Source organism: Pseudomonas sp. St290, from assembly GCF_018325805.1.
Lineage (GTDB): Bacteria > Pseudomonadota > Gammaproteobacteria > Pseudomonadales > Pseudomonadaceae > Aquipseudomonas > Aquipseudomonas bijieensis.
Genome location: NZ_AP014703.1, coordinates 1,816,900 through 1,842,835, shown reverse-complemented (window position 1 = coordinate 1,842,835; position 25,936 = coordinate 1,816,900). Strand labels below are relative to the sequence as shown.

The window sequence follows — 25,936 nt, the reverse complement described above, 5'->3', positions numbered from 1 at the left end:
CCTGTGGGAGCGAGCTCGCTCGCGATGAGGTCCTGCCAGCCAACATTGATATTGACTGACACACCGCTATCGCGAGCAGGCTCGCTCCCACAGTTGGATCGAGGTAAAGCGATCAGCCGCCCCGGTGCAGCTTGCTCATCAACTCCGCCTCGGCCTGGGTCAGGCCGCAGGCTTGGGTCAGTTCATCGACGCTGGCGCCCATGCCCACCAGGCGGGCGGCCTGGGCGAAGGACAGGCTGGAGGGGTCGCGCTGTTCCAGCTGGGCAAGTTTATCCGGCAACGGCGCGACCACGGCACGCAGCTCATGGAGCGCTTCGCCCATGCGCACGGTGCCGTTCTGGTAATCGTCGACGCGCTTGGCCAGGTCCTTGATGCGCTGGTCGCGCAGCGCATCGCCCTGGGCCTGTTGAGCGGCGATCTGCCGCTGGCCGCGTATGTACGCCAGGAACATCGCCAGCGTGCCTGCCCAGAAAAGGAACAGGACAATGACTGCTACCTCAAGAATCAATCAGATACTCTCCAGTTCCGACCACTCTTCTTCGCTCATCATCTTGTCCAGTTCAACCAGGATCAGCAACTCGTTGTTCTTGTTGCACACGCCCTGGATGAACTTGGCCGACTCTTCGTTACCCACGTTCGGCGCAGTCTCGATTTCCGACTGGCGCAGGTAAACCACTTCGGCGACGCTGTCGACCATGATGCCAACCACTTGCTTGTCGGCTTCGATGATGACGATCCGGGTGTTGTCGCTGATCTCGGCATTCATCAGGCCGAAGCGCTGACGGGTATCGATCACGGTGACCACGTTGCCACGCAGGTTGATGATGCCCAGCACGTAGCTCGGTGCACCCGGTACCGGGGCGATCTCGGTATAGCGCAGCACTTCCTGAACGCGCATCACGTTGATGCCGTAGGTTTCGTTATCGAGCTTGAAGGTCACCCATTGCAGAATCGGATCTTCAGAACCCTTTTGAGACGACGCCTTATCATTCATACCCTGACCCCTCGAAAAACCGCCTGTGGCGGCGTGTATTCTGTCCGGCGACGCTGCGCGCCACCGGTTGTCTTATTTCGGTTTCCGGACCGGCTTGCTGCCGCCCAGGTGTTTTGCCCCGCCGCTGGCGATCAGTTCCGCCAGTTCGGAAACGTCCAGCAAGGCGCACATGTGTTCGATCACCGTACCGGCCAGCCATGGCCGTTGCCCTCGATGGCTGCGCCACTTGATCTCGTTCGGGTCCAGGCGCAGCGAACGGCTGACCTGATGCACCGCCAACCCCCACTCGTACCCCTGCACCGAAATCACGTATTGCAGGCCCTGGCGAAAGTCATCGCGATAACGGTCCGGCATGACCCAGCGCGCGGTATCCAGCACCTTCAGGTTGCCGGCCTGGCTCGGCAGGATCCCGAGGAACCATTCCGGCTGGCCGAACAACGGCGTCAATTCCTGCCCGGCCAGGGAATAAATCGATCCCAGGCATACCAGCGGTACCGCCAGGGTCAACCCGGCCACATCGAACAACAAACACTCGAACGGCTCGGCAGCCCAGGCCGGACGGTCGTCGCCCGGCACCGGTGGCGGCGGATTGCTCGGCGGCAAGTGGACTTCCACCACCGGCGTCACCAGGCCCTGCAACAGCGGGGCAACGGTGGAGACCGGCGCCAGGATCGGCGCAGGCGCATCCATTACCGCCACCTGAGGCTTGATAAACGGTGCCTCGACCGCTGCCGCCATTACTGATTTCTGTGCGTCACGGGCCTGCTCTTCGAGCACGGCCGCTTGAAATTCGTCCAGCACACCCTTGGCTTCGACGTGCTCGGGCAACGCCTCGATCACGCTTGGCTGCGGTGGCAATTCTTCGGTCGCTTCCTGCAACAGCCCATCCAGATAGGATTGCAGGGCCATTTGCGGACGCGAGGTTGTCTTAATCGGGCGGCTCATGGGAACAGTGCGCCACTTGAAGAGGTTATCGGCATGAATGCGGTAGGACTTGAGCGTTCGCAAGCGAACACAGTGCCAGTGGAAAGCCTCGTCACGTTAAGCCACCTGCTGCGGAACAAGCTGCTGGGCCAGCAGGTGCTTGAGCAGCGCCCGGTAGGCCAACACGCCACGGCTCTTGCCATCGAACTGCGAAGGGGTCACTCCGGCACGACTGGCGTCGCGCAGACGGGTATCGACGGGGATATAGCCTTGCCAGATGTCATCCGGGTACATGTCCCGCAACACGCGCAGGGTACCCAGGGACGCCTGGGTGCGACGATCGAACAAGGTCGGCACGATGTTGAAGGCCAGCGTCTGCTTGCGCGAGCGGTTGACCATCGCCAGGGTATTGACCATCCGCTCCAGGCCTTTGACCGCCAAGTGCTCGGTCTGTACCGGGATCACCAGTTGCTGGCTGGCAGCCAAGGCATTGACCATCAGCAAACCCAGCAACGGCGGGCTGTCGATGATCGCGTAATCGAAATCCTGCCACAGCTGCGCCAGACTCTTGGCGATCACCAGGCCCAGGCCGCTCTGCCCGGGCGACTGTCGCTCCAGGGTGGCCAAGGCGGTGCTCGAGGGCAACAGGGAAATTCGCTCGTCGCTGGTGGACAACAGCAACTGCCCCGGCAAGCCCTCGGGCACAACGCCCTTGTGCAGGAACAGGTCGTAGTTGCTGTGCTCCAGGCTATCGGGATCGTAGCCGAAATAGCTGGTCATCGAGCCATGGGGGTCCAGGTCGACGATGACCACGCGCTTGCCCGCCTCGGCCAGCAACCCGGCTAAAGCGATGGAAGATGTGGTCTTGCCCACACCACCTTTTTGATTGGCGACTGCCCAGACTCTCATTCGGATCGTTCCTCCCGGCCGAAACAGGCTCGACCGAGAAATAGCTCGGTTATAAAGCGGGTGACGGAGAATTGACGGCACTCTGTCTTCCCGGCGGCTTGACCGGAGCCGGTGCAGTTTGTGTGCCAGCCCGCTTCAATGCCGCATCCGGGGTTGCATTGGCCGTACCGGTACCGGTCAGGCTGCGACGCACATCGAGGTTACGCGACACCACCAGCACCACCCGCCGGTTGCGCGCACGCCCCTCGGCAGTGGCGTTGTTGGCGACCGGCTGGAACTCGCCGTAGCCCACCGATGCCAGGCGCCCAGGGTTCACACCCTGCATCGCCAGCATGCGCACGATGCTCGCCGAACGGGCCGAGGACAGTTCCCAGTTGGTCGGGTACTGCGCAGTACGGATCGGCTGGTCGTCGGTAAAGCCTTCGACATGGATCGGATTGTCAAAGGGCCTCAGGATCGCCGCCACCTTGTCGATGATGTTGAAGGCCATGTCGCTGGGCATCGCGTCGCCGCTGCCGAACAACAGGCTGGAATTGAGCTCGATCTCGACCCACAACTCGTTGCCGCGTACGGTCATCTGGTTGGAGCTGATCAAGTCACCGAACGCGGCGCTGATGTCGTCGGCGATGCTTTTCAACGGGTCGCTGCCACCGGCGATACCGGCATCGACCTGTTCGCTGTCCTTGATCAAAGGTTTGGCCGGGGTGCTGCTCTTGGGCCGCTCGTCGCCGATAGGGATCGGCTTGAGGGCGCGGTCGGAGTCGGTAAAAACGCCGATCAACGCCTCGGAAATGACTTTGTACTTGCCTTCGTTGACCGACGAAATCGAATACATGACCACGAAAAAGGCGAACAGCAACGTAATGAAATCGGCATAGGAAACCAGCCAGCGTTCATGGTTGACGTGTTCTTCACGATGCCTGCGACGTGCCATGGTCCATGCTCCCCATCAGTCCATGAAGCCTTGCAGCTTCAATTCAATGGAACGTGGGTTTTCACCTTCGGCGATCGACAGGATCCCTTCCAGCAGCATTTCGCGATAGCGCGACTGGCGCAACGCGATGGACTTGAGCTTGGCCGCGATGGGCAACAGCACCAGGTTGGCACTCGCCACACCGTAGATCGTGGCGACGAACGCCACGGCAATGCCGCTGCCCAGCTGCGACGGATCGGCCAGGTTGCCCATTACATGGATCAGCCCCATCACCGCACCGATAATACCAATGGTCGGCGCGTAGCCGCCCATGCTCTCGAATACCTTGGCCGCCTCGATATCGCGGCTTTCCTGGGTGTAGAAGTCCACTTCCAGGATGCTGCGGATGGCTTCCGGCTCGGCACCGTCCACCAGCAATTGCAGGCCTTTGCGCGAATAGCTGTCGGGTTCGGCATCGGCCACCCCTTCCAGCCCCAGCAAGCCTTCCTTGCGAGCGGTCAGGCTCCAGTTCACTACCCGGTCGATACCGCCGGCCAGGTCGACCCGCGGCGGAAACAGGATCCAGATCAGCACTTGCATGGCGCGCTTGAAAGCACTCATGGGCGACTGCAACAACGCAGCGCCAATGGTGCCACCGAGCACGATCAATGCCGCCGGGCCGTTGGCCAGCGCCCCCAGGTGACCGCCTTCCAGATAATTGCCGCCAATGATGGCGACGAACGCCATGATGATGCCGATCAGGCTGAGCACATCCATTACAGGCAGGCCTCGACCAGGTGTCTACCGATGTCGTCCAACCCGTACACTGCGTCGGCAAGATCAGCTTTTACGATGGCCATCGGCATGCCGTAGATCACGCAGCTGGCTTCGTCCTGGGCCCAGATCGCACTGCCGCCCTGCTTGAGCAGGCGCGCACCTTCACGACCGTCGGCGCCCATGCCGGTGAGCACCACCGCCAGAACTTTGTCACCGTAGGACTTGGCCGCGGAACCGAAGGTAATGTCCACGCAAGGCTTGTAGTTCAGGCGCTCGTCGCCCGGCAGGATTTTCACCGCGCCACGGCCGTCGATCATCATCTGCTTGCCACCTGGCGCCAACAACGCCAGGCCGGGACGCAGGATGTCGCCATCCTCGGCTTCCTTGACGCTGATGTTGCACAGCTTGTCCAGGCGTTCGGCAAAAGCCTTGGTGAACGCCGCCGGCATGTGCTGGATCAACACGATGGGGGCCGGGAAATTGGCCGGCAACTGGGTCAGGACCCGTTGCAGCGCCACCGGGCCACCCGTGGACGTGCCGATGGCGACCAGCTTGTAGGCTTTACGCTTGGGGGCCGGCGACGACGCAGTGGCGGCGGGCGCCGGACGGGCAGGAGTCGGTGCCGGAGCGCTGCGTACCGGGGCTGGATTGAAGCTGCCCGACGACGTCGGCGCCGGGCTTGGCGCCACGACAGGGGCTGGCGCGGGTGCGCTGTAGGCACTGACACGCCGGTTGCTGCGGGAAATACTGTGGACCTTTTCGCACAGCAACTGCCGGACCTTGTCGGGGTTGCGCGAAATGTCTTCGAAATTTTTCGGCAGGAAATCCACCGCCCCGGCATCCAGCGCATCGAGGGTTACCCGGGCGCCTTCATGAGTCAGGGACGAGAACATCAATACCGGAGTCGGGCAGCGCTGCATGATATGCCGCACGGCCGTGATGCCATCCATCATCGGCATCTCGTAGTCCATGGTAATCACGTCCGGCTTGAGTGCCAGGGCCTGATCGATCGCCTCTTTGCCGTTGGTCGCGGTACCGACGACCTGAATGCTCGTGTCCGCCGAAAGAATTTCCGAGACGCGGCGGCGGAAAAACCCCGAATCGTCCACCACCAGGACTTTAACTACCATAAACACTCCGTTAGACGAGGCGCGGCCCTGGGCCACGCCCCTCCAGAATCAAATACGCCGGGCGGCGTAACGCTTGAGCATGCTTGGCACATCGAGAATCAACGCGATGCGGCCGTCGCCGGTGATGGTGGCGCCGGACATGCCCGGGGTGCCCTGGAGCATCTTGCCCAACGGCTTGATGACCACTTCTTCCTGGCCCACCAACTGGTCGACGACGAAGCCGATCCGCTGGGTGCCCACCGAAAGGATCACCACATGGCCTTCGCCCTGCTCCACATGGGCCGCGGAGCTGACCAGCCAGCGCTTGAGGTAGAACAGTGGCAGTGCCTTGTCCCGCACGATCACCACTTCCTGGCCGTCCACCACGTTGGTGCGCGACAGGTCGAGGTGGAAGATCTCGTTGACGTTGACCAGCGGGAAAGCGAAGGCCTGGTTGCCCAGCATCACCATCAGGGTCGGCATGATCGCCAGGGTCAACGGAACCTTGATGACAATCTTCGAGCCCTGGCCCTTGGTCGAGTAGATATTGATCGAACCGTTGAGCTGGGAAATCTTGGTTTTCACCACGTCCATGCCCACGCCACGGCCCGACACGTCGGAAATCTCGGTCTTGGTCGAGAAGCCCGGGGCAAAGATCAGGTTGTAGCACTCAGTGTCGCTCAGGCGGTCGGCGGCATCCTTGTCCATCACACCGCGTTTCACCGCGATGGAACGCAATACGTTCGGGTCCATGCCTTTGCCATCGTCGGAGATCGACAGCAGGATGTGGTCGCCCTCCTGCTCGGCAGCCAGGATCACCCTGCCGCTGCGGACCTTGCCTGAAGCTTCGCGCTCTTCCGGCGACTCGATACCGTGGTCGACCGCGTTGCGCACCAAGTGGACCAGCGGGTCGGCCAGGGCCTCGACAAGGTTCTTGTCGAGATCGGTCTCTTCACCCACCAGTTCCAGGTTGATTTCTTTCTTGAGCTGGCGAGCCAGGTCACGAACCAGGCGCGGGAAGCGCCCGAAGACTTTCTTGATCGGCTGCATGCGGGTCTTCATGACCGCGGTCTGCAGGTCCGCCGTGACCACGTCGAGGTTCGACACGGCCTTGGACATGGCTTCGTCCTGGCTGTTGAGGCCCAGGCGCACCAGACGGTTACGCACCAGCACCAGCTCGCCGACCATGTTCATGATCTCGTCCAGGCGTGCGGTATCGACCCGAACGGTGGTTTCGGCTTCGCTGGCCGGTTTTTCCGCTGGCGCAGCCGCTGGAGCGCGGGCGGGTGCCGGGGCAGCAGCGGCGGGCTTGGCGGGCTCGGCCTTGGGTTCCGGTGCCTTGGCCGCGGGTTTGGGCACAGCCTTGGCCGCGGGTGCTGCCGCAGTGGCGGCGGCAGGCGCGGCAGAAGCGGTACCGACTTCGCTGAACTTGCCCTTGCCATGCAGCTCATCGAGCAGTGATTCGAATTCGTGGTCGCTGATCAGGTCGCTACCCGCGGCAGCGGCAGCAGGCTTGGCCGGTGTCGGCGCCGAAGCGATGGCCGAATCCAGTGCGTCCACGGCAAAGGTGCCCTTGCCATGCAACTGATCGAGCAATGCTTCGAATTCGTCGTCGGTGATGTCCGAGCTGTCGCCCGCGGCTTTCGGGGCGGCCGGGGCCGCCGACGGGACGACGGCATCAGGTGCGAACTGGCCCTTGCCATGAAGCTGGTCGAGCAGCGACTCGAACTCGGCATCGGTGATTTCATCGCTGGCAGCCCCATCGGCGGCCGGCGCAGCGGGTGCAACCGGAGCGGCCGGCGCCTCGGCCTGGGCCTTGACGGTGTTGAGGGAGTCCAGCAGTTGTTCGAATTCGTTATCGGTGATGTCGCCCGATTCCTCGGCGACCGGTTCTTCGACCACTGCCTCGGCAACCGGCGCCGCTTCGTCAGCCGATTGCGGCTCGGCCAGGCGCGACAGCGCGGCGAGCAGCTCGGGGGTGGCAGGGGTAATCGGCGAGCGCTCACGCACTTCGCTGAACATACTGTTGACCGCATCCAGCGCTTCAAGCACCACGTCCATCAGTTCCGAATCAACGCGACGCTCACCCTTGCGCAGGATGTCGAACACGTTCTCGGCAATGTGACAGCACTCCACCAGCTCGTTGAGCTGGAGGAAGCCGGCGCCTCCTTTTACAGTGTGGAAACCGCGAAAAATTGCATTGAGCAGATCCGCATCATCAGGTCGGCTTTCCAGCTCGACCAGCTGTTCGGACAGTTGCTCTAGAATCTCGCCGGCCTCAACCAGGAAATCCTGAAGGATCTCTTCATCGGCGCCGAAGCTCATTAATGGCTGCTCCTAAAACAGGGCTAAAACTCAGAATCCAAGGCTGGACAGCAAATCGTCCACATCGTCCTGACCGGACATAACGTCTTCTCTTTTATCGGCATGAATTTGCGGACCTTCACCCTGAGAGAGATGTTTTTGTGGATCTTTTTCAGCAAGCATCGCTTCACGGTCGTGTTCGATACCTGCAAAGCGGTCGACCTGGCTGGCCATCAACACCAGTTTGAGCAGGTTGCTTTCCACTTCGGTGACCAGTTGGGTCACACGCTTGATCACTTGGCCGGTCAGGTCCTGATAGTCCTGGGCCAGCAGAATGTCGTTGAGGTTGCTTGCTACGGCGCGGTTCTCGGTGCTGCTGCGCGTCAGGAAACCGTCGACCCGACGGGCCAGTTCCCGAAACTCTTCAGCGCCGACTTCTCGACGCATGAACCGACCCCAGTCGGTGCTCAAGGCCTGGGCTTCTTCGCTCAGGCCATTGACCAGCGGCGTTGCGCTTTCCACCAGGTCCATGGTGCGGTTGGCCGCGGCCTCGGTCAGCTTGACCACATACCCCAGACGCTCGGTGGCGTCGGTGATCTGCGAGACTTCCTCGGCCTGCGGCATATGCGGGTCGATCTGGAAATTGACAATCGCGCTGTGCAGTTCACGCGTGAGCTTGCCCACTTCCTGATACAGACCGCGGTCACGGGTCTGGTTGAGCTCATGGATCATTTGAACCGCATCGCCAAAGCGACCTTTTTCAAGGCTGTCGACCAGTTCGCGGGCATGTTTTTTCAGGGTCGATTCGAAATCGCCCATTGAAGATTCGTTGTCCATAGCTCCCCCGTGGCGCCGTTAACCGATGCGTTCGAAGATTTTTTCGATCTTCTCTTTCAACGCCTGGGCCGTGAAGGGTTTGACCACATAGCCGTTGACACCGGCCTGGGCCGCTTCGATGATCTGCTCGCGCTTGGCTTCGGCAGTGACCATCAGCACCGGAAGATGCTTGAGTTTTTCGTCGGCACGCACCTGACGCAGCAGGTCGATACCGGTCATGCCCGGCATGTTCCAGTCGGTGACCAGAAAATCGAAGTTGCCACTGTGCAACATCGGGAGCGCAGTGGTCCCGTCATCTGCCTCGGCCGTGTTGGTGAACCCAAGGTCACGCAACAGGTTTTTTATGATCCGCCGCATCGTTGAGAAGTCATCAACGATGAGGATTTTCATGTTCTTGTCCAATTCGACCTCCAAGCAGTCTTAAACGCGCCCAGCACCTGGACGCGCCATTTCAATCAATCCGGCACAACACTCGACAACGGTCTGGAGCACAACGGATGGAGACTGGCGCAGTACTTGCCAGGCCAGCCTCGTTCGCAGTGTCCCCACACTGCCTGTCAACGCGCTCGCCACTCCCCCAAACGCCCCCGCAAACGGGCCGCGCACTGGCTGTGTAACTGGCTGACCCGCGATTCGCTGACCCCCAGGACCTCACCGATTTCCTTGAGGTTCAGCTCTTCGTCGTAGTACAGCGCCAAGACCAGTCGCTCACGCTCCGGCAAATTGGCAATCGCATCCGCCAGCGCGCTCTGGAAACGTTCATCTTCCAGGTCACGCGATGGCTCCATGTGAGCACTCGCGCCATCCTCGTGCAGTCCCTCGTGTTCACCACCGTCCTGCAACAGGTCGTCGAAACTGAACAGGCGGCTGCCCAAGGTATCGTTCAAAATCCCGTAATAATCATCGAGACTCAACTGGAGTTCGGCCGCAACCTCGTGATCTTTAGCGTCACGCCCGGTTTTAGCTTCAATTGCCCGAATTGCATCGCTGACCATGCGGGTATTGCGGTGCACCGAGCGTGGCGCCCAATCGCCCTTGCGGACTTCATCGAGCATGGCCCCGCGAATGCGAATACCGGCATACGTCTCGAAACTGGCGCCCTTGCTCGCGTCGTATTTGTTCGACACTTCGAGCAGGCCGATCATGCCCGCCTGGATCAAGTCTTCGACCTGGACACTGGCCGGCAACCGCGCCAGCAAGTGGTAGGCGATACGCTTGACCAGTGGCGCGTAACGCTCGATCAATTCGTACTGGGCGTCCCGTGCCGATTTTTTGTAGAGATGGTTGTAACCGCTGGCTGTCATAGCACGGGCCCTGCTGTTTGTTGCACAAGACGCTCGACGAAAAATTCCAGATGCCCGCGCGGGTTGGCCGGCAACGGCCAGGTATCGACCTTCTGGGCGATCGCCTTGAACGCCAGCGCGCATTTGGAACGTGGAAAGGCTTCATAAACGGCACGTTGCTTCTGGACGGCCTTGCGTACGCTTTCGTCGTAGGGCACGGCGCCGACGTATTGTAGGGCGACGTCCAGGAAGCGATCCGTGACCTTTGTCAACTTGGCGAACAGGTTGCGGCCCTCCTGCGGGCTCTGGGCCATGTTGGCCAGGACGCGGAAGCGGTTCATGCCATAGTCGCGGTTCAGCAGCTTGATCAAGGCATAGGCGTCGGTGATGGACGTCGGTTCGTCGCAGACCACCAGCAACACTTCCTGGGCCGCGCGTACGAAACTGACGACCGAGTCGCCGATACCGGCCGCGGTGTCGATCACCAGCACATCGAGGTTGTCGCCGATGTCGCTGAAAGCCTGGATCAGGCCGGCGTGCTGGGCCGGGGTCAGGTGAACCATGCTCTGGGTGCCGGAGGCAGCCGGCACGATGCGAATCCCGCCTGGCCCCTGCAACAGCACGTCGCGCAATTCACAACGGCCTTCGATCACGTCCGCCAGGGTGCGTTTGGGTGTAAGCCCCAAGAGCACGTCGACGTTCGCCAGGCCCAGGTCGGCGTCCAGCAGCATGACCCGTCGGCCAAGCTCTGCCAGAGCCAGGGACAAGTTCACTGACACGTTAGTCTTCCCGACGCCACCTTTGCCGCCGGTCACCGCGATCACCTGTACGGGATGCATGCTGCCCATGTTCGTTCTTTACCTTGTCTTACTTAGACGGAGGCCACATTACTGGCTGCGCGTTCGCATACGGAACAATGCATGGCAGACCATCGATGTAGGTACAAAAAATATTCATGATTACCTCAGCCAACCTGCTTGGTCGGGCTGTGGTAGATATCAGCGAACATATCAGCCATGGCTTCTTCGCTGGGTTCTTCCTGCATTTGCACACTCACGGCACGGCTGACCAGTTGATGACGGCGCGGCAGATGCAAATCATCCGGGATCCGCGGCCCGTCGGTCAGGTAGGCCACCGGTAGTTCATGACCGATCGCCAGGCTCAACACCTCGCCCAGGCTTGCCGTTTCGTCCAGCTTAGTCAGGATGCAGCCGGCCAGCCCGCAGCGTTTGTAGCTGTGGTATGCGGCGGTTAGAACCTGTTTCTGGCTGGTGGTTGCCAACACGAGATAATTTTTTGACTTGATGCCGCGTCCGGCCAGGCTTTCGAGCTGCATGCGCAGGGCCGGATCGCTGGCTTGCAGGCCGGCGGTATCGATCAGTACGACGCGCTTGCGCAGCAACGGTTCCAATGCCTGGGCCAGGGACTGGCCCGGATCCACATGGGTCACCGACACGTTGAGGATCCGTCCCAGGGTCTTGAGTTGCTCCTGGGCACCGATGCGGAAACTGTCCATGCTCACCAGGGCGATGCTCTGGGCGCCGTACTTGAGTACGTAGCGGGCGGCGAGCTTGGCCAGGGTGGTGGTCTTGCCCATGCCGGCAGGACCGACCATGGCAATCACCCCGCCCTCTTCCAGCGGCTCGACTTCCGGCGTGGCAATCATCCGCGCCAGGTGCGCCAGCAACATGCGCCAGGCCTGGCGAGGTTCTTCGATACCATTGATCAATGCCAGCAGGTCCCGGGACAACGGACCGGACAGGCCGATGCGTTGCAGGCGACGCCACAGGTTAGCCTGGGCTGGACGACTGCCTTGCAGCTGGTTCCAGGCCAGGGAGCCGAGCTGGACTTCCATCAGCTCGCGCAGGCTGTTGAGCTCGAAGCGCATCGAGTCCAGGGCGCGCGGATCGACCCCACGGGCAGGCGCGGCGGGTGCCGGCTCTGGACGACGCGGTTCGGCCTGGGCCTGCTCGATCAGCGGCTCGGCAGCGGTCAACGGCAAGCCGGCGGTCAGTGGCTGACCGGCGAACAATTGACGATTGGTGCCCGCGGCACCCTCGCCTTCGCTGCTACGCAGGCTCAGTTCGGCCTGGGCGCTGGCGATGCGCGATTGAGTCTTGCGCAGCTCATCTTCGAGTTCCATGTTCGGAACCCGCGGGGCCAGCGCAGACAGTTTGTAATCCAGGGCCGCCGTCAGCTCGACACCGCCGGCGATACGACGGTTGCCAATGATGGCTGCTTCAGCGCCCAGCTCGTCACGAACCAGTTTCATGGCCTGACGCATGTCGGCGGCGAAAAAACGCTTCACTTGCATAAACCACTACCTCAGCCGTTGGGCCCTACTGTCGCAACGATGGTCACTTGCTTGTTGTCCGGTATTTCCTGGTACGCCAGCACATGCAGCCCCGGGACCGCGAGGCGCCCGAATCGCGAGAGCATCGCGCGAATCGGACCGGCCACCAGCAGGATCACCGGCTGGCCTTGCATCTCTTGCCGCTGGGCTGCTTCGATCAGCGAACGCTGCAGCTTCTCGGCCATGCTTGGCTCCAGCAGGACACCCTCTTCCGAGCCTTGCCCTGCCTTCTGCAGACTATTGAGCAATATCTGTTCCAACCTTGGTTCCAGAGTGATCACAGGCAGCTCGGACTCAGTGCCTACAATGCTTTGGACGATTGCGCGGGACACGCCGACCCGAACAGCTGCCACCAAGGCGGCGGTATCTTGACTCTTGGAAGCGTTGTTGGCGATAGCTTCGGCAATACTGCGTATGTCGCGCACAGGCACTTGTTCGGCCAACAGCGCCTGCAGCACCTTGAGCAACTGCGACAACGAAACCACACCCGGCACCAGCTCTTCGGCCAGCTTCGGCGAGCCTTTTGCCAGTACTTGCAGGAGCTGCTGGACTTCTTCGTGGCCGATCAGCTCGCTGGAGTGCTTGTACAGGATCTGGTTCAAGTGGGTCGCCACCACCGTACTGGCGTCTACCACGGTATAGCCGAGGGACTGGGCCTGGGCCCGCTGGCTGATTTCGATCCACACCGCTTCCAGGCCGAAAGCCGGATCCTTGGCGGTGATGCCGTTGAGGCTGCCGTAGACCTGTCCGGGGTTGATCGCCAGTTCGCGGTCGGGGTAGATCTCGGCTTCGGCCAGGATCACCCCCATCAAGGTCAGGCGATAAGCGCTCGGCGCCAGGTCGAGGTTGTCGCGGATATGCACGGTGGGCATCAGGAAGCCCAGGTCCTGGGAGAGCTTCTTGCGCACCCCCTTGATCCGCGCCAGCAACTGCCCCCCCTGGTTGCGATCGACCAAAGGAATCAGGCGATAGCCGACTTCCAGGCCGATCATGTCGATCGGGGTCACGTCATCCCAGCCCAGCTCCTTGGTTTCCATGGCACGAGCCGGCGACGGCAGCAGTTCCTGCTGGCGCTTGACCTCTTGCAGGGCCTGGACTTTCTGCACGTTCTGCTTCTTCCAGAACAGGTAGGCGCCACCGGCCGCCAGGGCAGCCATGGTCAGAAAGGAAAAGTGCGGCATGCCAGGCACCAGGCCCATCACCGCCATCAGGCCGGCAGCAACGGCCAGGGCCTTGGGCGAGGCGAACATTTGCCGGCCGATCTGCTTGCCCATGTCTTCGGAGCCCGAAGCACGGGTCACCATGATCGCGGCCGCTGTGGATAACAACAGTGATGGCAATTGCGCCACCAAACCGTCACCGATGGTCAACAAGGCGTAAACCCTGCCAGCGTCGCCGAAGGTCATGTCGTGCTGGAAGATACCGACGGCCATGCCGCCGATCAGGTTGATGAACAGAATCAGCAGGCCGGCGATGGCGTCACCGCGCACGAACTTGCTGGCACCGTCCATGGAACCGTAGAACTCGGCTTCCTGGGCCACTTCCAGGCGACGCAGCTTGGCCTGGCTCTGGTCGATCAGGCCGGCGTTGAGATCGGCGTCGATCGCCATCTGCTTGCCCGGCATCGCATCGAGGGTGAAACGCGCGCTCACCTCGGAAATCCGCCCGGCGCCCTTGGTCACCACGACGAAGTTGATGATCATCAAGATGGCGAAGACCACGATACCGACCACGTAGTTACCGCCGATCACCACCTCACCGAAGGCCTGGATCACCTTACCGGCGGCAGCGTGCCCGTCCTGGCCGTGGAGCATGACCACCCGGGTGGACGCCACGTTCAGCGCCAGGCGCAACAGCGTGGCCACCAGCAGGATGGTCGGGAATACGGCGAAATCCAGCGGCCGCAGGGCGTATACGCACACCAGCAGCACGACAATCGACAGGGCGATGTTGAACGTGAAAAACACGTCCAGCAGGAACGGCGGTACCGGCAGCATCATCATGGCGAGCATGACCAGCAGCAACAGCGGCACGCCCAGATTACCCCGGCTGAGGTCTACGACATTGCTGCGCGCGGTGCTGAGTAACTGAGAGCGATCCACCAATATTCCCCGTGCCTGTTAAGCAAACTTTTGACGCCTGCAGCGTCATACGGCCTGCTTTTGCAAAAACCCGTCCAACTTTGCCAGGAACTGAAAAATCGGCAGAACACTCGACCCGCTATCACCTTATCAACTCAGCGTCAACCTAACAGTTCTAAGAGTGGTTGGCGCCAACATGGAGGTATTGAATAAGCACTTGAGCGGCTGCGCGGACAATGAAGTCGCCTCTACTGCAGCGCACCTTGCGGAGACCTGTCATGACCGAGAATATCTCCCTTAACGAACTTGCAGAACAAATGGGCGTGCATCCAGATGACCTGGACGAACATGGCGTGTTGAAACCATATGTGCCGACAGTGTTAGCCCCCTATCCTCCCGCCGAATATCCCGATACCGAACACCCCACCCGTTGTGAACCCGCTCCAGGCGATGAACCGCTCTCAACGCCCAGGATAGGCTGGTGCCCCAGTGGCTCCATCAGCGGCGGTATCTGTTCGCCTTTCAACAATGTGCGACCGAATTGGATGGGCTACTACCCCGGTGCCACCGCCAGTCTGCGGATTGACGAAATGATACTGCCCGGCACCCACAACTCTGGCTCGGACAAACAAGCCGACTACACCAACAGCTATGACACTTGCCAGGACGTATCACCTCATGCCCAATTACAAACAGGTATCAGGGTGCTCGACCTGAGGGTGCGATTTTACCCGGGCTACCCGGCAGGCGATTGGAAAAGATTCATGATTTACCACAGTCTCGACTCTGGAAGAACCGTCCGCGGCGACATCCTGCAAGCAGCGATGAATCTTTACAAGGCCTACCCTAAAGAGGTCGTTATCCTGGACTTTCATCAGTTCAGTAACTTCACCGACGCCGCACATCGCGAACTGGCCAACGTTATAAAACAGACCTTCGGCGATAAATTGATAGAGCCCAAATGGAAGCCGCTGGTGCTCAGGCAACTCTGGGCCTTACAGAAAAATGTCGTGATTGTTTATGACGATAACCGACGAGACCCGCAGTTCTGGCCGGGGGTCAATCAGCGTTGGATAGGAAAGGACATACCCTCCAGCAGCGAGCTGAAAAGTTTTATCGACCGCGTCGGCAATGAGACAAAGCCAGAGTATGAACTGCGTGCCATCCAGGCCCACAAATACACGCTGGTCGGACAACCCGACGATATGTCATCGGACGTCATGAGCTGGTTTGCGGCGGGCGACGCCAATTCTCCCATCATGAAATTCCACATCATCAACACCGACTGGTCGCTACGTCACCGGCATATCGACAACTGCATTCATGCGAACAGTTTCAGAAGCAAAATAGGCACCTCCCTTTACCTCAATCCCACGGATCTTGCCGCCGACGGCTACATTCCCCGTGGACACCGGGCGGTCGCCCTGGAGACATATAATGGTAATTGGAGATCCTCGATAGGCCTCCCGATAACGGGATTCCACGGTGCCACCGTACTCATCATCTGCAAAGCTAATTTACCGACAGACCTGCGGGTTTCCAACAGTGACTTTCCGCTCCCCCAACTGAGTTTAGTGCAAGGCGATGTGCTGCTATTCCAGTTCGATAGCTTCCAGCAAAAATGGCTGTTGCAAGATGTCCCTACCTATTCCCCCAACACGTCTGGGGAGACGGTTCCCACCCCGCGTACCGATGAAAAACTCGTCAGATACCAGACAGCAGATTACAACTGGACCGAACATATCAGCCTGCCGACCACTGCACCGGACAGTAGCTATATCGAGGTATCTTCCGTAATTACGGCAGTCGAAGGCTGGCACAGCCAGATCCATCGCAAACCCGCGGAGCGCGTCTACCGCTGCCAACGAGGCGACAAATATCTCTTCAGGTTTGGACAAGGCAGTTGGTGGCCCCTCCAGACGCCCGTACATACCTACGGCGCAGCCAAGGCCGGAGCCCAAATGGAAGATACCGGCACCGAAAAAACCCAGGTGCATTTCCGGGATGGCGACTGGATTGCGCAAATTACCCTTCCCCTCACAGCCTGGGAAAACGACGAAGTCACCTTGACCTCCAACGCCACCTATACGACAACCATCATGGGCACTAATCTCGTATCCGGTACCTCCATGCAACTTAGAAAAGGGGATACCCTCAAGTTCAGATACGTTGCTAACACCCGGAAATGGCGCTCTTCGAACTAGGTGAACGCGCTCAAAATCATCCCAGGCTCGACGGCCTATCAGGAATCACGCCGCAAATCCGGCGGAATCGGCAAGTCCTTGAGCGGCTCTGGACGCTTGCCTTTACCCGCGCGGTGCTGGCGGATCTGGTAGACGTAGGCCAGCACCTGGGCCACGGCCAGATACAAGCCCCCGGGGATTTCCTGGTCGAGTTCAGTGGAGTAGTAGATCGACCGCGCCAACGCCGGGGATTCGAGCAGCATCACTTCATTGGCCACGGCGATTTCACGAATCTTCAGCGCCAGGAAATCACTGCCCTTTGCCAGCAACACGGGGGCGTTGCCTTTCTCGGGGTCATACTTGAGGGCGACGGCGTAGTGGGTCGGGTTGGTGATGACCACATCGGCATCGGGAATCGCCGCCATCATCCGCCGCTGGGAGACCTCACGCTGCAACTGCCGGATCCGCTGCTTGACCTCTGGCTTGCCCTCCGAGTCCTTGTGCTCGTCGCGCACTTCCTGCTTGGTCATCATCAGCTTCTGCTTGCTCTGATAGAGCTGGATCGGCACGTCGATGGCGGCGATCAGGATCAGGCCGCAAGCCATCCACAACGTACTCCAGCCCACCAACTGCACGCTGTGGATAATCGCCTGCTCCAGCGGTTCGTGAGCAATGCGCAGCAGATCATCGATATCGGCCTGCAACACTGTCAGCGCGACGAACAGGACCAACAGGAATTTCCCGAAAGCCTTGAGCAACTCCATCAGCGCCGAGGTAGAAAACATGCGCTTGAGGCCTGCGGCCGGGTTCATTCGACTGAATTTTGGGGCCAGGCTACCGGCGGCGAACAACCAGCCGCCCAGTGAAATCGGGCCAATCACGGCGGCCAGCAGCAAACAGATCAGGACCGGCTGCACCGCCAGGATCGCGATCTTGCCCGAGTGCAGCAGGTGTTGGGACATGGAACCGGGAGAAAGCAGCACCTCACGGGGCAGGGAGAAATTCAGGCGCATGATTTCCAGCAGGTCCAGGGCCAACCCGCCGCCATAAACCAGCAATCCGCCCGCCCCCGCCAGCATCACCGCCAGCGTGTTGAGTTCCTTGGACCGGGCAGTCTCACCCTTTTCCCGGGATTCGCGCAGGCGCTTTTCCGTAGGGTCTTCTGTCTTGTCCTGACCACTCTCGCTCTCGGCCATGGTTCAGCGTGCCTGTGCCATGTCGCGTAAAAGCTGCAAGGCCTGGGTGGCCAGCGGCTGATACTGGTTGAGGATATCCCCCAGGCTGACCCAGAAAATCACCATGCCCAGCACGAGGGTCAGCGGAAAGCCGATGGAGAAAATATTCAATTGCGGTGCCGCGCGGGTCATCACGCCAAAGGCGATGTTGACCACCAGCAACGCGGTGATCGCCGGCAATACCAGCACCATCGCCGCGCCCAGGACCCAGCCGAGCTTACCGGCGATCTCCCAGAAATGATTGATCAGGAACGCATTGCCCACCGGCATGGTGGTAAAGCTCTCGGTCAAGACCTCGAAGACCACCAGATGCCCATTCATGGCGAGGAACAACAGGGTCACCAGCATCGTCAGGAACTGACCGATCACTGCCGTCGTCACGCCATTGGTGGGGTCGACCATCGACGCGAAGGCCATGCCCATCTGGATCGAAATGATTTGCCCAGCCACCACGAAGGCCTGGAAGAACAGCTGTAGCGAGAAGCCCATCAAGGCGCCGATGAGAATTTGCTCGGCCACCAGCATCAGTGCACTGAGGTCCAGGGCATGGACCGGCGGCATCGGCGGGAGTCCGGGCGCGATGACAACCGTGATCGCCAGGGCGAAATACAGGCGCACGCGCCGGGGCACCAGGGTCGTGCCGAAGACCGGCATGCTCATCAGCACCGCGGTGACGCGAAACAGCGGCAGGATGAACGATGCCACCCAGGAACTGATCTGGGTGTCCGTAAGCTCGAGCATCGACATGCGGTCAGCCGATCAACTGCGGAATACTGCCGTACAACTGCAGGATGTATTCCATGAAGGTTTGTACCATCCAGGGGCCGGCGACGATCAGCGTCACCAGCATCACCAACAGGCGTGGCAGGAAGCTCAAGGTCTGTTCGTTGATCTGGGTCGCGGCCTGGAACATCGCCACCAGCAATCCGACCAGGAGGCTGGGGATCACCAGGATGGCAACCATCATGGTCGTCAACCAGAGCGCTTCACGGAACAGGTCTACCGCTACTTCAGGCGTCATATCGTCCTACCCGCACAAAAGGCCTAAACACCGCCGAAACTGCCCGCCAGGGTACCGATGATCAACGCCCAGCCATCCACCAGCACAAACAGCATGATCTTGAACGGCAGGGAAATGATCAGCGGCGAGAGCATCATCATGCCCATGGCCATCAGTACGCTGGCGACCACCAGGTCGATGATCAGGAACGGGATGAAAATCATGAAGCCGATCTGGAAAGCGGTCTTGAGCTCGGAGGTCACGAACGCCGGCACCAGGATGGTCAATGGCGCCTGATCGGCACTGGGGATATCGGTGCGCTTGGACAGGCGCATGAACAGCTCCAGGTCGCTGCTGCGAGTCTGGGCCAGCATGAAATCCTTGATCGGCACTTCAGCCTTGGCCACGGCATCCTGAGCAGTGATTTTTTCCGCCAGGTAGGGTTGCAGCGCATCCTGGTTCACCCGGTCGAACACCGGCGCCATGATGAACATGGTCAGGAACAGCGCCATGCCGGTGAGGATCTGGTTCGAGGGGGTCTGTTGCAGGCCCAGGGCCTGGCGCAGGATCGAAAAGACAATGATGATCCGGGTGAAACTGGTCATCAGCATGACGAACGCCGGGATGAAACTCAGCGCGGTCATGATCAGCAGGATCTGCAGGCTGACCGAGTATTCCTGGGCCCCTTCGGCGTTGGTTCCGAGGGTGATCGCCGGAATCGACAGTGGATCGGCGGCGAACGCCAACGGTGCGGCCAGCATCAGGGCCAATGCCAACAGAATGCGCAACGGCATTACTTTTTATCCTTCTGGTCTTTACCCAACAGTTCCATGAGACGCTGGGCAAACTCGGGACTTGCCTGCTCGGCGGAGGGCACCTGCACCGGCTCCTTGAGGACATGCAAGGCGGTAATGGTGCCCGGGCTCAGGCCCAGGAGAATCTGCTCGTTGCCGACCTGCACCAGCACCAGCCGGTCCCGCGGCCCGAGCGCGCGGGAGCCGATGATGTCGATGACCTGGCCTTTGCCGGCTGGCCCGGCCTGCTGCACCCGACGCAGCATCCAGGCGAGGAAGAAGATCAAGCCCAGCACCAGCAGCAAACCCAGCACCAGCTGTGCCAATTGCCCGGCCACGCCACTGCCGGCAGCCGGCGCAGCGGCGGCCGTGGCAACCGGCTCGGCCGCCAGCACGCTCAATGGCAGCATCGCGGCTGCTGCGAAGAAACCTTTCACTCAGCGCAGCTTCTTGATGCGTTCGCTCGGACTGATCACGTCCGTCAGGCGAATGCCGAACTTCTCGTTGACCACCACCACTTCGCCATGGGCGATCAAGGTACCGTTGACCAGCACGTCGAGTGGTTCGCCGGCCAGGCGGTCCAGCTCGATCACCGAGCCCTGGTTGAGCTGCAGCAGGTTGCGGATGTTGATGTCGGTGCTGCCCACTTCCATGGAAATCGACACCGGGATATCGAGGATCACATCCAGGTTCGGGCCATCGAGCGTTACCGGCTCATGACTCTTCGGCACGCTGCCAAATTCTTCCATCTGCAGGCGGCTGGACGCATGAGCGCCACTGTCGGCCGCCAGCAAGGCGTCGATGTCGGCTTGCCCGGCATCACCGGTTTCTTCCAGGGCTGCGGCCCATTCGTCGGCAAGCGCCTGGTCATCCTGGGTATTCATATCGTCAGCCATCATTTGTCCTCGGCGGGCAAAAATCAGTTAAAAACGTAAAATCCGTTACAAACTCAAGGGGTTCGACCCCGCTCAGCGGCGTTCGATCGGCTCGATCACCTGCAACGCCAGGTTGCCTTTGTGAGAGCCCATCTTGACCTTGAAGGCCGGTACGCCATTGGCGCGCATGATCATGTCTTCCGGCATCTCGACGGGGATGATGTCACCCGGCTGCATGTGCAGGATGTCCCGCAGGCGCAGTTGGCGCCGGGCAACCGTCGCGCCGATCGGCACGTCGACATCCAGCACATCCTGGCGCAGCGCATTGATCCAGCGCTCGTCCTGGTCGTCGAGGTCCGACTGGAAACCGGCATCGAGCATTTCTCGCACCGGCTCGATCATCGAGTACGGCATGGTCACGTGCAGGTCGCCGCCACCGCCATCGAGCTCGATGTGGAAGGTCGAGACCACGATGGCCTCGCTCGGGCCGACGATGTTGGCCATGGCCGGGTTCACTTCCGAGTTGATGTACTCGAAGTTCACTTCCATGATCGCTTGCCAGGCTTCCTTCAAGTCGACGAAAGCCTGCTCCAGCACCATGCGCACGACCCGCAGCTCGGTCGGGGTGAATTCACGCCCCTCGATCTTGGCGTGACGACCGTCGCCGCCGAAGAAGTTGTCCACCAGCTTGAACACCAGCTTGGCGTCAAGAATGAACAATGCGGTGCCGCGCAACGGCTTGATCTTCACCAGGTTGAGGCTGGTAGGCACGTACAGCGAGTGCACGTACTCACCGAACTTCATCACCTGCACGCCACCGACGGCCACGTCGGCCGAGCGGCGCAGCATGTTGAACATGCTGATGCGGGTATAGCGGGCGAAACGCTCGTTGATCATTTCCAGGGTCGGCATGCGTCCACGAACGATGCGATCCTGGCTGGTCAGGTCGTAGCTTTTGACGCTGCCCGGTTCAGCAGCGTTCTCGGTCTGCACCAGGCCATCGTCGACACCATGTAGCAGCGCGTCGATTTCGTCCTGGGACAACAGGTCCTGCACGGCCATGTCGTGTTCCTACTGCAATACGAAGTTAGTGAAAAGCAACTGTTCGATCACCACTTTGCCAAGCTCTTTCTGAGCCACTTCCTGCACGCTGGCCGTGGCTTTCTGACGCAGCATTTCCTGACCGACCGGGGTGGCCAGGGTGTCGAAATTCTGTCCGGAAAACAGCATCACCAGGTTATTGCGGATCAGCGGCATGTGCACCCGCAGCGCTTCCAGGTCAGCCTGGTTGCGACCCAGCAGGGTGATGCTGACCTGCATGTAGCGTTGACGACCGTTCTGGGTGTAGTTGGCCACGAAGGCTGGCGCCATCGGCTCGAAAATCGCCGGTTGCTTGCCCACTGGTGCGGCTTCGACCGCCACCGCCGGCTTGCTTTGGGCGCTGTGCATGAAATACCAGGTCGCCCCCACCGAAACGCCGATCGCCAGGAGCAAACCCACCACGATCATGATGATCAGCTTGAGTTTGCCTTTGGTTGCAGGGTCTTTTACAGCTGCTGCTTCACTCTTCGCCATGCCAATAATCCGTCACTAATCGGGGTTTTCACTGTTGCACGGCAAGGCAGGAGCAAGTGTTATGCCAGAAGTGTCGGCGCTTAAGATGACGGGCAGACGCGATCTTCAATCCCCATAAAAACAAAGTGGGAGCGAGCCTGCTCGCGATAGCAGTGGATCAGCCCACGCAAGGGTGACTGACAATCCGCTATCGCGAGCAGGCTCGCTCCCACAGGGGCGAGCATCGTTGGGTCAGGCGTAGTAATCGACCGCGCTGGTGCCGATGACACTGGTCGTGCTGACGGCCGCTTCAGCAATGCTGGCCGTGCCAGCGTCGTCCGCCGAATCCACCCGCCCACCGGACGACGTGGTGCGCCCCGCCTGGGCTTGCTGCTGGGCCTGCTGCCCCTGGTTCTGCGAGCCACGGGACTGGTCCGATACACTGACGTCGACCTGGCCCATGCCCTGCTGGGCAAAACTGTCCCGCAGGCGATGCAACTGGCCTTCGAGGGCTTCGCGAACGCCGGAGTGGGCGCTCATGAACGTGACCTGGGTCTGTTGGTCCGGAACCATGTTCACCCGGATATCCAGGCGCCCGAGCTCGGCGGGTTGCAACTGGATATCGGCCGCCTTGAGATTGACGCTGGACAGGTACATCACCCGGTTGACCACCTCTTCGGTCCAACCGTTCTGATTCATTGCGATAGGCTGGTTGACCGGCACCGCATTGGCGGTTTTGGGCGTAGCGGCCTGGGTCAGTGCGGCCAAGCGGTTGGCGAAATCGTCCACGCGAGTATCACTGGAAGCGGCGCCCAGGTCCTTGAGGCCTTCGCTGATCAAGCCACCGAATGCCTTGTCGCCACCCTGGCTGCCGGGCCCGGTACTGTTCTGGTCGGCTTGCACAGTAAGCATGCTCGCCATACCGGCGGCAAAGGTTTGTGCCGAAGTCGGCTCACCATCGAGCGACGCCGGGGCCGCGCTCTTGGGTTGGGCCTGGCTGGTGGCGGAAACATGGCCGCCCTGCTCCATCGCCAAGCGCAAGGCTGGCAACGCGTCGAGTGGGTCGGCTTCAGGATCGAAGGCGGGATCATCCACCGGGACCGCCGCCTGGGTCACCTGGACCGGTGCGGCCAAGGGGGCAACCGGCGCCGCTACTGCCGTACCCAGCTGGGTGTCAGTCGTGACCGCCACAGGTGCAGGTTCCGCCGTGGCTGTCGCCACCGGCACCGCCATGTCCGGCAGCAGTCCTGGATCAAGGCTCGGATCGATAGGCGCAGCATCGGCAACTGGCGTTTGCGCAGGGTCGGCGTTGTCGTCACTGGCGGCGTTATCGTCGGCGCTGGCCGGTTTTTCCGTGGGCAAGGGTTTGCCGCTATCGGCAACCGTCGGCTCCGGGGCGGCAGGGGTCTGGTTGCCAGTGTCTTTTTTGACGGTGTTGTCGGCAGCCTTGTCGCGTACCGATTTCACCGATGGCTCAGGGGCCGCAGCCGATTTGGCAGGCGCCTGCTTGGCGAAGACTTGAGCGAAGCTGGAGGCTCTATCCCCGAGTTCCGGGGCCGCTGCCGGTGAATTGACGGCGACCTGGGGCTTGGCCTGGACAGAGGCCTGAAGCAGTGTGTTGGGGGTAACAGGCATAAAAGGGTCTCCGCTGCACTGGAATCATAGGTACAGTCGAGACTAGGCAATGCAAGGCACGGGCCAACGTCTGCCCGACCGTCGAATCTCAGCAGTGAAAGCCTTCACGCTCTTCCCTGCAAAGCTTGCGGACATGAGCAAATTCATTGTCGATTTCGTTGACCAGCTTTTCGATACCGCCCAATGACGGTTGCTTGGCACGCTGTTCCAGCTCGCCGCACAGCTCGGCCAGGCGGATGGCGCCCATGTTGCTGCTGCTGCCCTTGAAGCTGTGGGCCGTGGCGCTCAGTTTTTCAGCATCCCGTGCTTCATGCAGCACCCGCAAGCGAGCCTCGGAGTCGTTGAGAAACGTATCCAGCAACTCCAGATACCCCTCCTCCATGACTTCCTTCAACGTGCTGAGCACGTCGCGGTCCAGATGAATCTCGTTCACTTGTTCGCTCCCTGATCAAGAATGGCCCCGATTATGCCAGAGCCTCCCAGAAAAACTCCACGCGCGCACTACGACCATCGTCTGACCAACTGGCCTGGTGGCTCAACTGGCGTACCAGGCTCACGCCGCGCCCCGACAACCGATCACTGTCAACGGGCCGCGCCAGCACCCTGGCGACATCAAAACCCTCGCCACTGTCTTCGACTTCGATGGCCAGGCGACCACCCTCGCCATCTGGTGAAACATGCAAATGCACCCGCACGTAACCGTCGCTCAGTTCATCCAGGCGCGTATTGCGCTCCCGGTAGTAGCGGGCAAAACCCGCCGCGTCACGCTTGAGGCTCGAGTCGAGCCCCAGCACCCCATGATCCAGGGCATTGGAGTAGAGCTCCGACATGACGCTGTAAAGGGCGCCACTCTGCGCCCTGAGTCCATGGACCTCGAGCAACAACTGCAACAGGTAAGGCATCGGGTTGAAGCGCTTGAGTGTCTGCGCCCGGAACTCGAAGCTCACCGACCAATCCAGCGGGCTGGACTGGCCGCTATCGGAATAGACCGGCGGCGGCGGATTGAGTTGCGTCGGTGCGACCAGCCGTACCTCGACCATACTGAAGTCGTCCCGAGCCTCGCCGCGAAAGTCCCGCAGGGCCTGCTGGATATCTTCGAAAAGAAGATCGGGCTCACGGTTGGCTGCAAACACCTGCTGCAACCCCTCCACGCCAAACGGCCGATCATGGTCGTCACTGGTTTCGATTACGCCGTCAGACAACAGGAACACCCGGTCCCCCAACGACATGGCGTGCACTTCGGTGCGATCATCGAATAGCTGGGGCGAGAGCACACCCAACGGCAGGTGCCGCGCCGGCAATGGCGTGCGCACGCCGCTGAGGCTGTCATGCAGGTAACCCTCGGGCATGCCGCCATTCCAGACTTCCACCGTGCACCGCTGGAAACTCAGGCATAGCAACGTCGCGCAACAGAACATGTCCACTGGCAGGATGCGTTTAAGCTTGGCATTCATCTCCCGCAGGATCTGCGCCAGGCCGTAGCCCTTGGCGGTCATCCCGTAGAACACTTCCGCCAGCGGCATCGCACCGACCGCCGCCGGCAAACCGTGCCCGGTGAAATCCCCCAGCAGGACGTGCATGTCGCCGGCCGGATTGAACGCCGCCAGCAGCAAATCACCGTTGAACAAGGCATAAGGCGATTGCAAGTAGCGGATGTTCGGCGCGCTCAGGCAGCCGGAGTGGGCGATCTTGTCGAATACAGCCTTGGCGACCCGTTGTTCGTTGAGCAGGTAGTCATGGTGCCTGGCGATCTGGTCGCGCTGCTCCACCACCGTGGCCTGCAACCGACGCAAGCGGTCCATGGCCTTGATCTTGGCCGCCAGGATCACTTGGTTGTAGGGTTTGGCCAGGAAATCGTCACCGCCCGCTTCCAGGCAACGGGCCAGGGCTTCGCTCTCGGTCAACGAGGTGAGGAAAATGATCGGGACCAACTGGTCCCCGGCCAACTGCTTGATTTTCTGCGCGGCTTCAAAGCCGTCCATCACTGGCATCATCGCATCCATCAGCACCAGGTGCGGACGTTGCTCCAGATAGACATCGACCGCTTCGGCGCCATCGGCCGCAGTGAGCACATGATGCCCCTGGCGGCGGACAATGGTCGACAACAGCAGTCGATCAGCGGCACTGTCTTCGGCAATCAGGACCGTCAGCGGCTCCGACGACGATTGCATGGCCG

26 protein-coding genes are annotated in these 25,936 nt (G+C 60.8%); 1 reads left to right on the top strand and 25 read right to left on the bottom strand.

Annotated elements, in window-relative coordinates:
* Positions 1-112: 112 nt before the first annotated feature.
* From PBDP_RS08075 to flhA, 14 genes are all read right to left on the bottom strand, one after another.
* Positions 113-508: a DUF2802 domain-containing protein gene (locus tag PBDP_RS08075; protein ID WP_060738629.1), complete on the bottom strand. Its 396-nt coding sequence runs from the start codon at positions 506-508 to the stop codon at positions 113-115.
* Complete coding sequence (locus tag PBDP_RS08070) at positions 509-994, bottom strand: chemotaxis protein CheW (RefSeq protein WP_003199144.1); 486 nt, start codon at positions 992-994, stop codon at positions 509-511.
* A gap of 72 nt (positions 995-1,066) precedes the next feature.
* Positions 1,067-1,939: a CheW domain-containing protein gene (locus PBDP_RS08065; RefSeq protein WP_109751362.1), complete on the bottom strand. Its 873-nt coding sequence runs from the start codon at positions 1,937-1,939 to the stop codon at positions 1,067-1,069.
* 96 nt (positions 1,940-2,035) lie between these two features.
* Positions 2,036-2,827 (bottom strand): ParA family protein, encoded by a 792-nt coding sequence (locus tag PBDP_RS08060; RefSeq protein ID WP_018606550.1) that lies wholly within the window; start codon positions 2,825-2,827, stop codon positions 2,036-2,038.
* Positions 2,828-2,876: 49 nt separating this feature from the next.
* A complete protein-coding gene (motD, locus tag PBDP_RS08055; protein ID WP_109751361.1) occupies positions 2,877-3,761 on the bottom strand; it encodes a flagellar motor protein MotD in 885 nt (294 codons plus the stop codon).
* A gap of 15 nt (positions 3,762-3,776) precedes the next feature.
* On the bottom strand, positions 3,777-4,517 hold the full coding sequence (locus PBDP_RS08050; protein ID WP_003199135.1) for a flagellar motor protein: 741 nt from the start codon (positions 4,515-4,517) through the stop codon (positions 3,777-3,779).
* A complete protein-coding gene (locus PBDP_RS08045; protein WP_109751360.1) occupies positions 4,517-5,647 on the bottom strand; it encodes a protein-glutamate methylesterase/protein-glutamine glutaminase in 1,131 nt (376 codons plus the stop codon). Before PBDP_RS08045 ends, PBDP_RS08050 begins: the two co-directional genes overlap by 1 nt.
* A 48-nt stretch (positions 5,648-5,695) precedes the next feature.
* Entirely contained in the window at positions 5,696-7,951 is a 2,256-nt protein-coding gene (locus tag PBDP_RS08040) for a chemotaxis protein CheA (protein ID WP_109751359.1), read from the bottom strand.
* A gap of 30 nt (positions 7,952-7,981) precedes the next feature.
* A complete protein-coding gene (locus PBDP_RS08035) occupies positions 7,982-8,767 on the bottom strand; it encodes a protein phosphatase CheZ (RefSeq protein WP_060738635.1) in 786 nt (261 codons plus the stop codon).
* A gap of 18 nt (positions 8,768-8,785) precedes the next feature.
* Complete coding sequence (locus PBDP_RS08030; RefSeq protein ID WP_003199125.1) at positions 8,786-9,157, bottom strand: chemotaxis response regulator CheY; 372 nt, start codon at positions 9,155-9,157, stop codon at positions 8,786-8,788.
* Positions 9,158-9,324: 167 nt separating this feature from the next.
* A complete protein-coding gene (fliA, locus tag PBDP_RS08025; RefSeq protein ID WP_109751358.1) occupies positions 9,325-10,071 on the bottom strand; it encodes an RNA polymerase sigma factor FliA in 747 nt (248 codons plus the stop codon).
* Positions 10,068-10,898 carry a flagellar synthesis regulator FleN gene (gene fleN / locus PBDP_RS08020; RefSeq protein WP_003184001.1) on the bottom strand — a complete coding sequence of 277 codons (831 nt, stop codon included), beginning with the start codon at positions 10,896-10,898 and terminating at the stop codon, positions 10,068-10,070. The genes fliA and fleN overlap by 4 nt, the downstream gene beginning before the upstream one ends.
* Positions 10,899-11,014: 116 nt before the next feature.
* Positions 11,015-12,364, bottom strand: a complete 1,350-nt coding sequence (gene flhF / locus PBDP_RS08015) for a flagellar biosynthesis GTPase FlhF (RefSeq protein WP_095973956.1) — start codon at positions 12,362-12,364, stop codon at positions 11,015-11,017.
* 11 nt (positions 12,365-12,375) lie between these two features.
* Positions 12,376-14,505, bottom strand: a complete 2,130-nt coding sequence (flhA, locus tag PBDP_RS08010) for a flagellar biosynthesis protein FlhA (RefSeq protein ID WP_109751830.1) — start codon at positions 14,503-14,505, stop codon at positions 12,376-12,378.
* 257 nt (positions 14,506-14,762) lie between these two features.
* Between flhA and PBDP_RS08005 the strand changes: the two genes are divergently transcribed.
* The gene (locus PBDP_RS08005) at positions 14,763-16,688 is read left to right on the top strand and encodes a hypothetical protein (RefSeq protein WP_212802061.1); all 1,926 of its coding nucleotides are present in this window, start codon (positions 14,763-14,765) and stop codon (positions 16,686-16,688) included.
* A gap of 38 nt (positions 16,689-16,726) precedes the next feature.
* Here the strand turns inward: PBDP_RS08005 and flhB are convergent, their stop codons facing one another.
* The 11 genes from flhB to PBDP_RS07950 all read right to left on the bottom strand — a co-directional run bounded on the left by flhB (position 16,727) and on the right by PBDP_RS07950 (position 25,931).
* Positions 16,727-17,863, bottom strand: coding sequence for a flagellar biosynthesis protein FlhB (gene flhB, locus PBDP_RS08000; protein WP_109751356.1), 1,137 nt, complete (start codon positions 17,861-17,863; stop codon positions 16,727-16,729).
* Between the two features lie 3 nt (positions 17,864-17,866).
* The gene (gene fliR, locus PBDP_RS07995; protein ID WP_109751355.1) at positions 17,867-18,649 is read right to left on the bottom strand and encodes a flagellar biosynthetic protein FliR; all 783 of its coding nucleotides are present in this window, start codon (positions 18,647-18,649) and stop codon (positions 17,867-17,869) included.
* 4 nt (positions 18,650-18,653) lie between these two features.
* Entirely contained in the window at positions 18,654-18,923 is a 270-nt protein-coding gene (gene fliQ / locus PBDP_RS07990; protein ID WP_038858957.1) for a flagellar biosynthesis protein FliQ, read from the bottom strand.
* 23 nt (positions 18,924-18,946) lie between these two features.
* A complete protein-coding gene (fliP, locus tag PBDP_RS07985; protein ID WP_053120292.1) occupies positions 18,947-19,696 on the bottom strand; it encodes a flagellar type III secretion system pore protein FliP in 750 nt (249 codons plus the stop codon).
* Entirely contained in the window at positions 19,696-20,133 is a 438-nt protein-coding gene (gene fliO, locus PBDP_RS07980) for a flagellar biosynthetic protein FliO (protein ID WP_116831749.1), read from the bottom strand. The genes fliP and fliO overlap by 1 nt, the downstream gene beginning before the upstream one ends.
* Positions 20,134-20,592, bottom strand: coding sequence for a flagellar motor switch protein FliN (gene fliN / locus PBDP_RS07975; protein ID WP_109751353.1), 459 nt, complete (start codon positions 20,590-20,592; stop codon positions 20,134-20,136). It abuts the gene before it with no gap.
* Between the two features lie 72 nt (positions 20,593-20,664).
* Positions 20,665-21,633, bottom strand: coding sequence for a flagellar motor switch protein FliM (gene fliM, locus PBDP_RS07970; protein WP_003184019.1), 969 nt, complete (start codon positions 21,631-21,633; stop codon positions 20,665-20,667).
* A 9-nt stretch (positions 21,634-21,642) separates the two neighbouring features.
* Positions 21,643-22,146, bottom strand: coding sequence for a flagellar basal body-associated protein FliL (gene fliL, locus PBDP_RS07965; protein ID WP_013692537.1), 504 nt, complete (start codon positions 22,144-22,146; stop codon positions 21,643-21,645).
* Positions 22,147-22,377: 231 nt separating this feature from the next.
* Positions 22,378-23,760: a flagellar hook-length control protein FliK gene (locus PBDP_RS07960; RefSeq protein WP_109751352.1), complete on the bottom strand. Its 1,383-nt coding sequence runs from the start codon at positions 23,758-23,760 to the stop codon at positions 22,378-22,380.
* Positions 23,761-23,848: 88 nt separating this feature from the next.
* Positions 23,849-24,193: an Hpt domain-containing protein gene (locus PBDP_RS07955; protein WP_109751351.1), complete on the bottom strand. Its 345-nt coding sequence runs from the start codon at positions 24,191-24,193 to the stop codon at positions 23,849-23,851.
* Between the two features lie 31 nt (positions 24,194-24,224).
* Positions 24,225-25,931 (bottom strand): ATP-binding SpoIIE family protein phosphatase, encoded by a 1,707-nt coding sequence (locus PBDP_RS07950; protein WP_116831747.1) that lies wholly within the window; start codon positions 25,929-25,931, stop codon positions 24,225-24,227.
* Positions 25,932-25,936 lie beyond the last annotated feature (5 nt).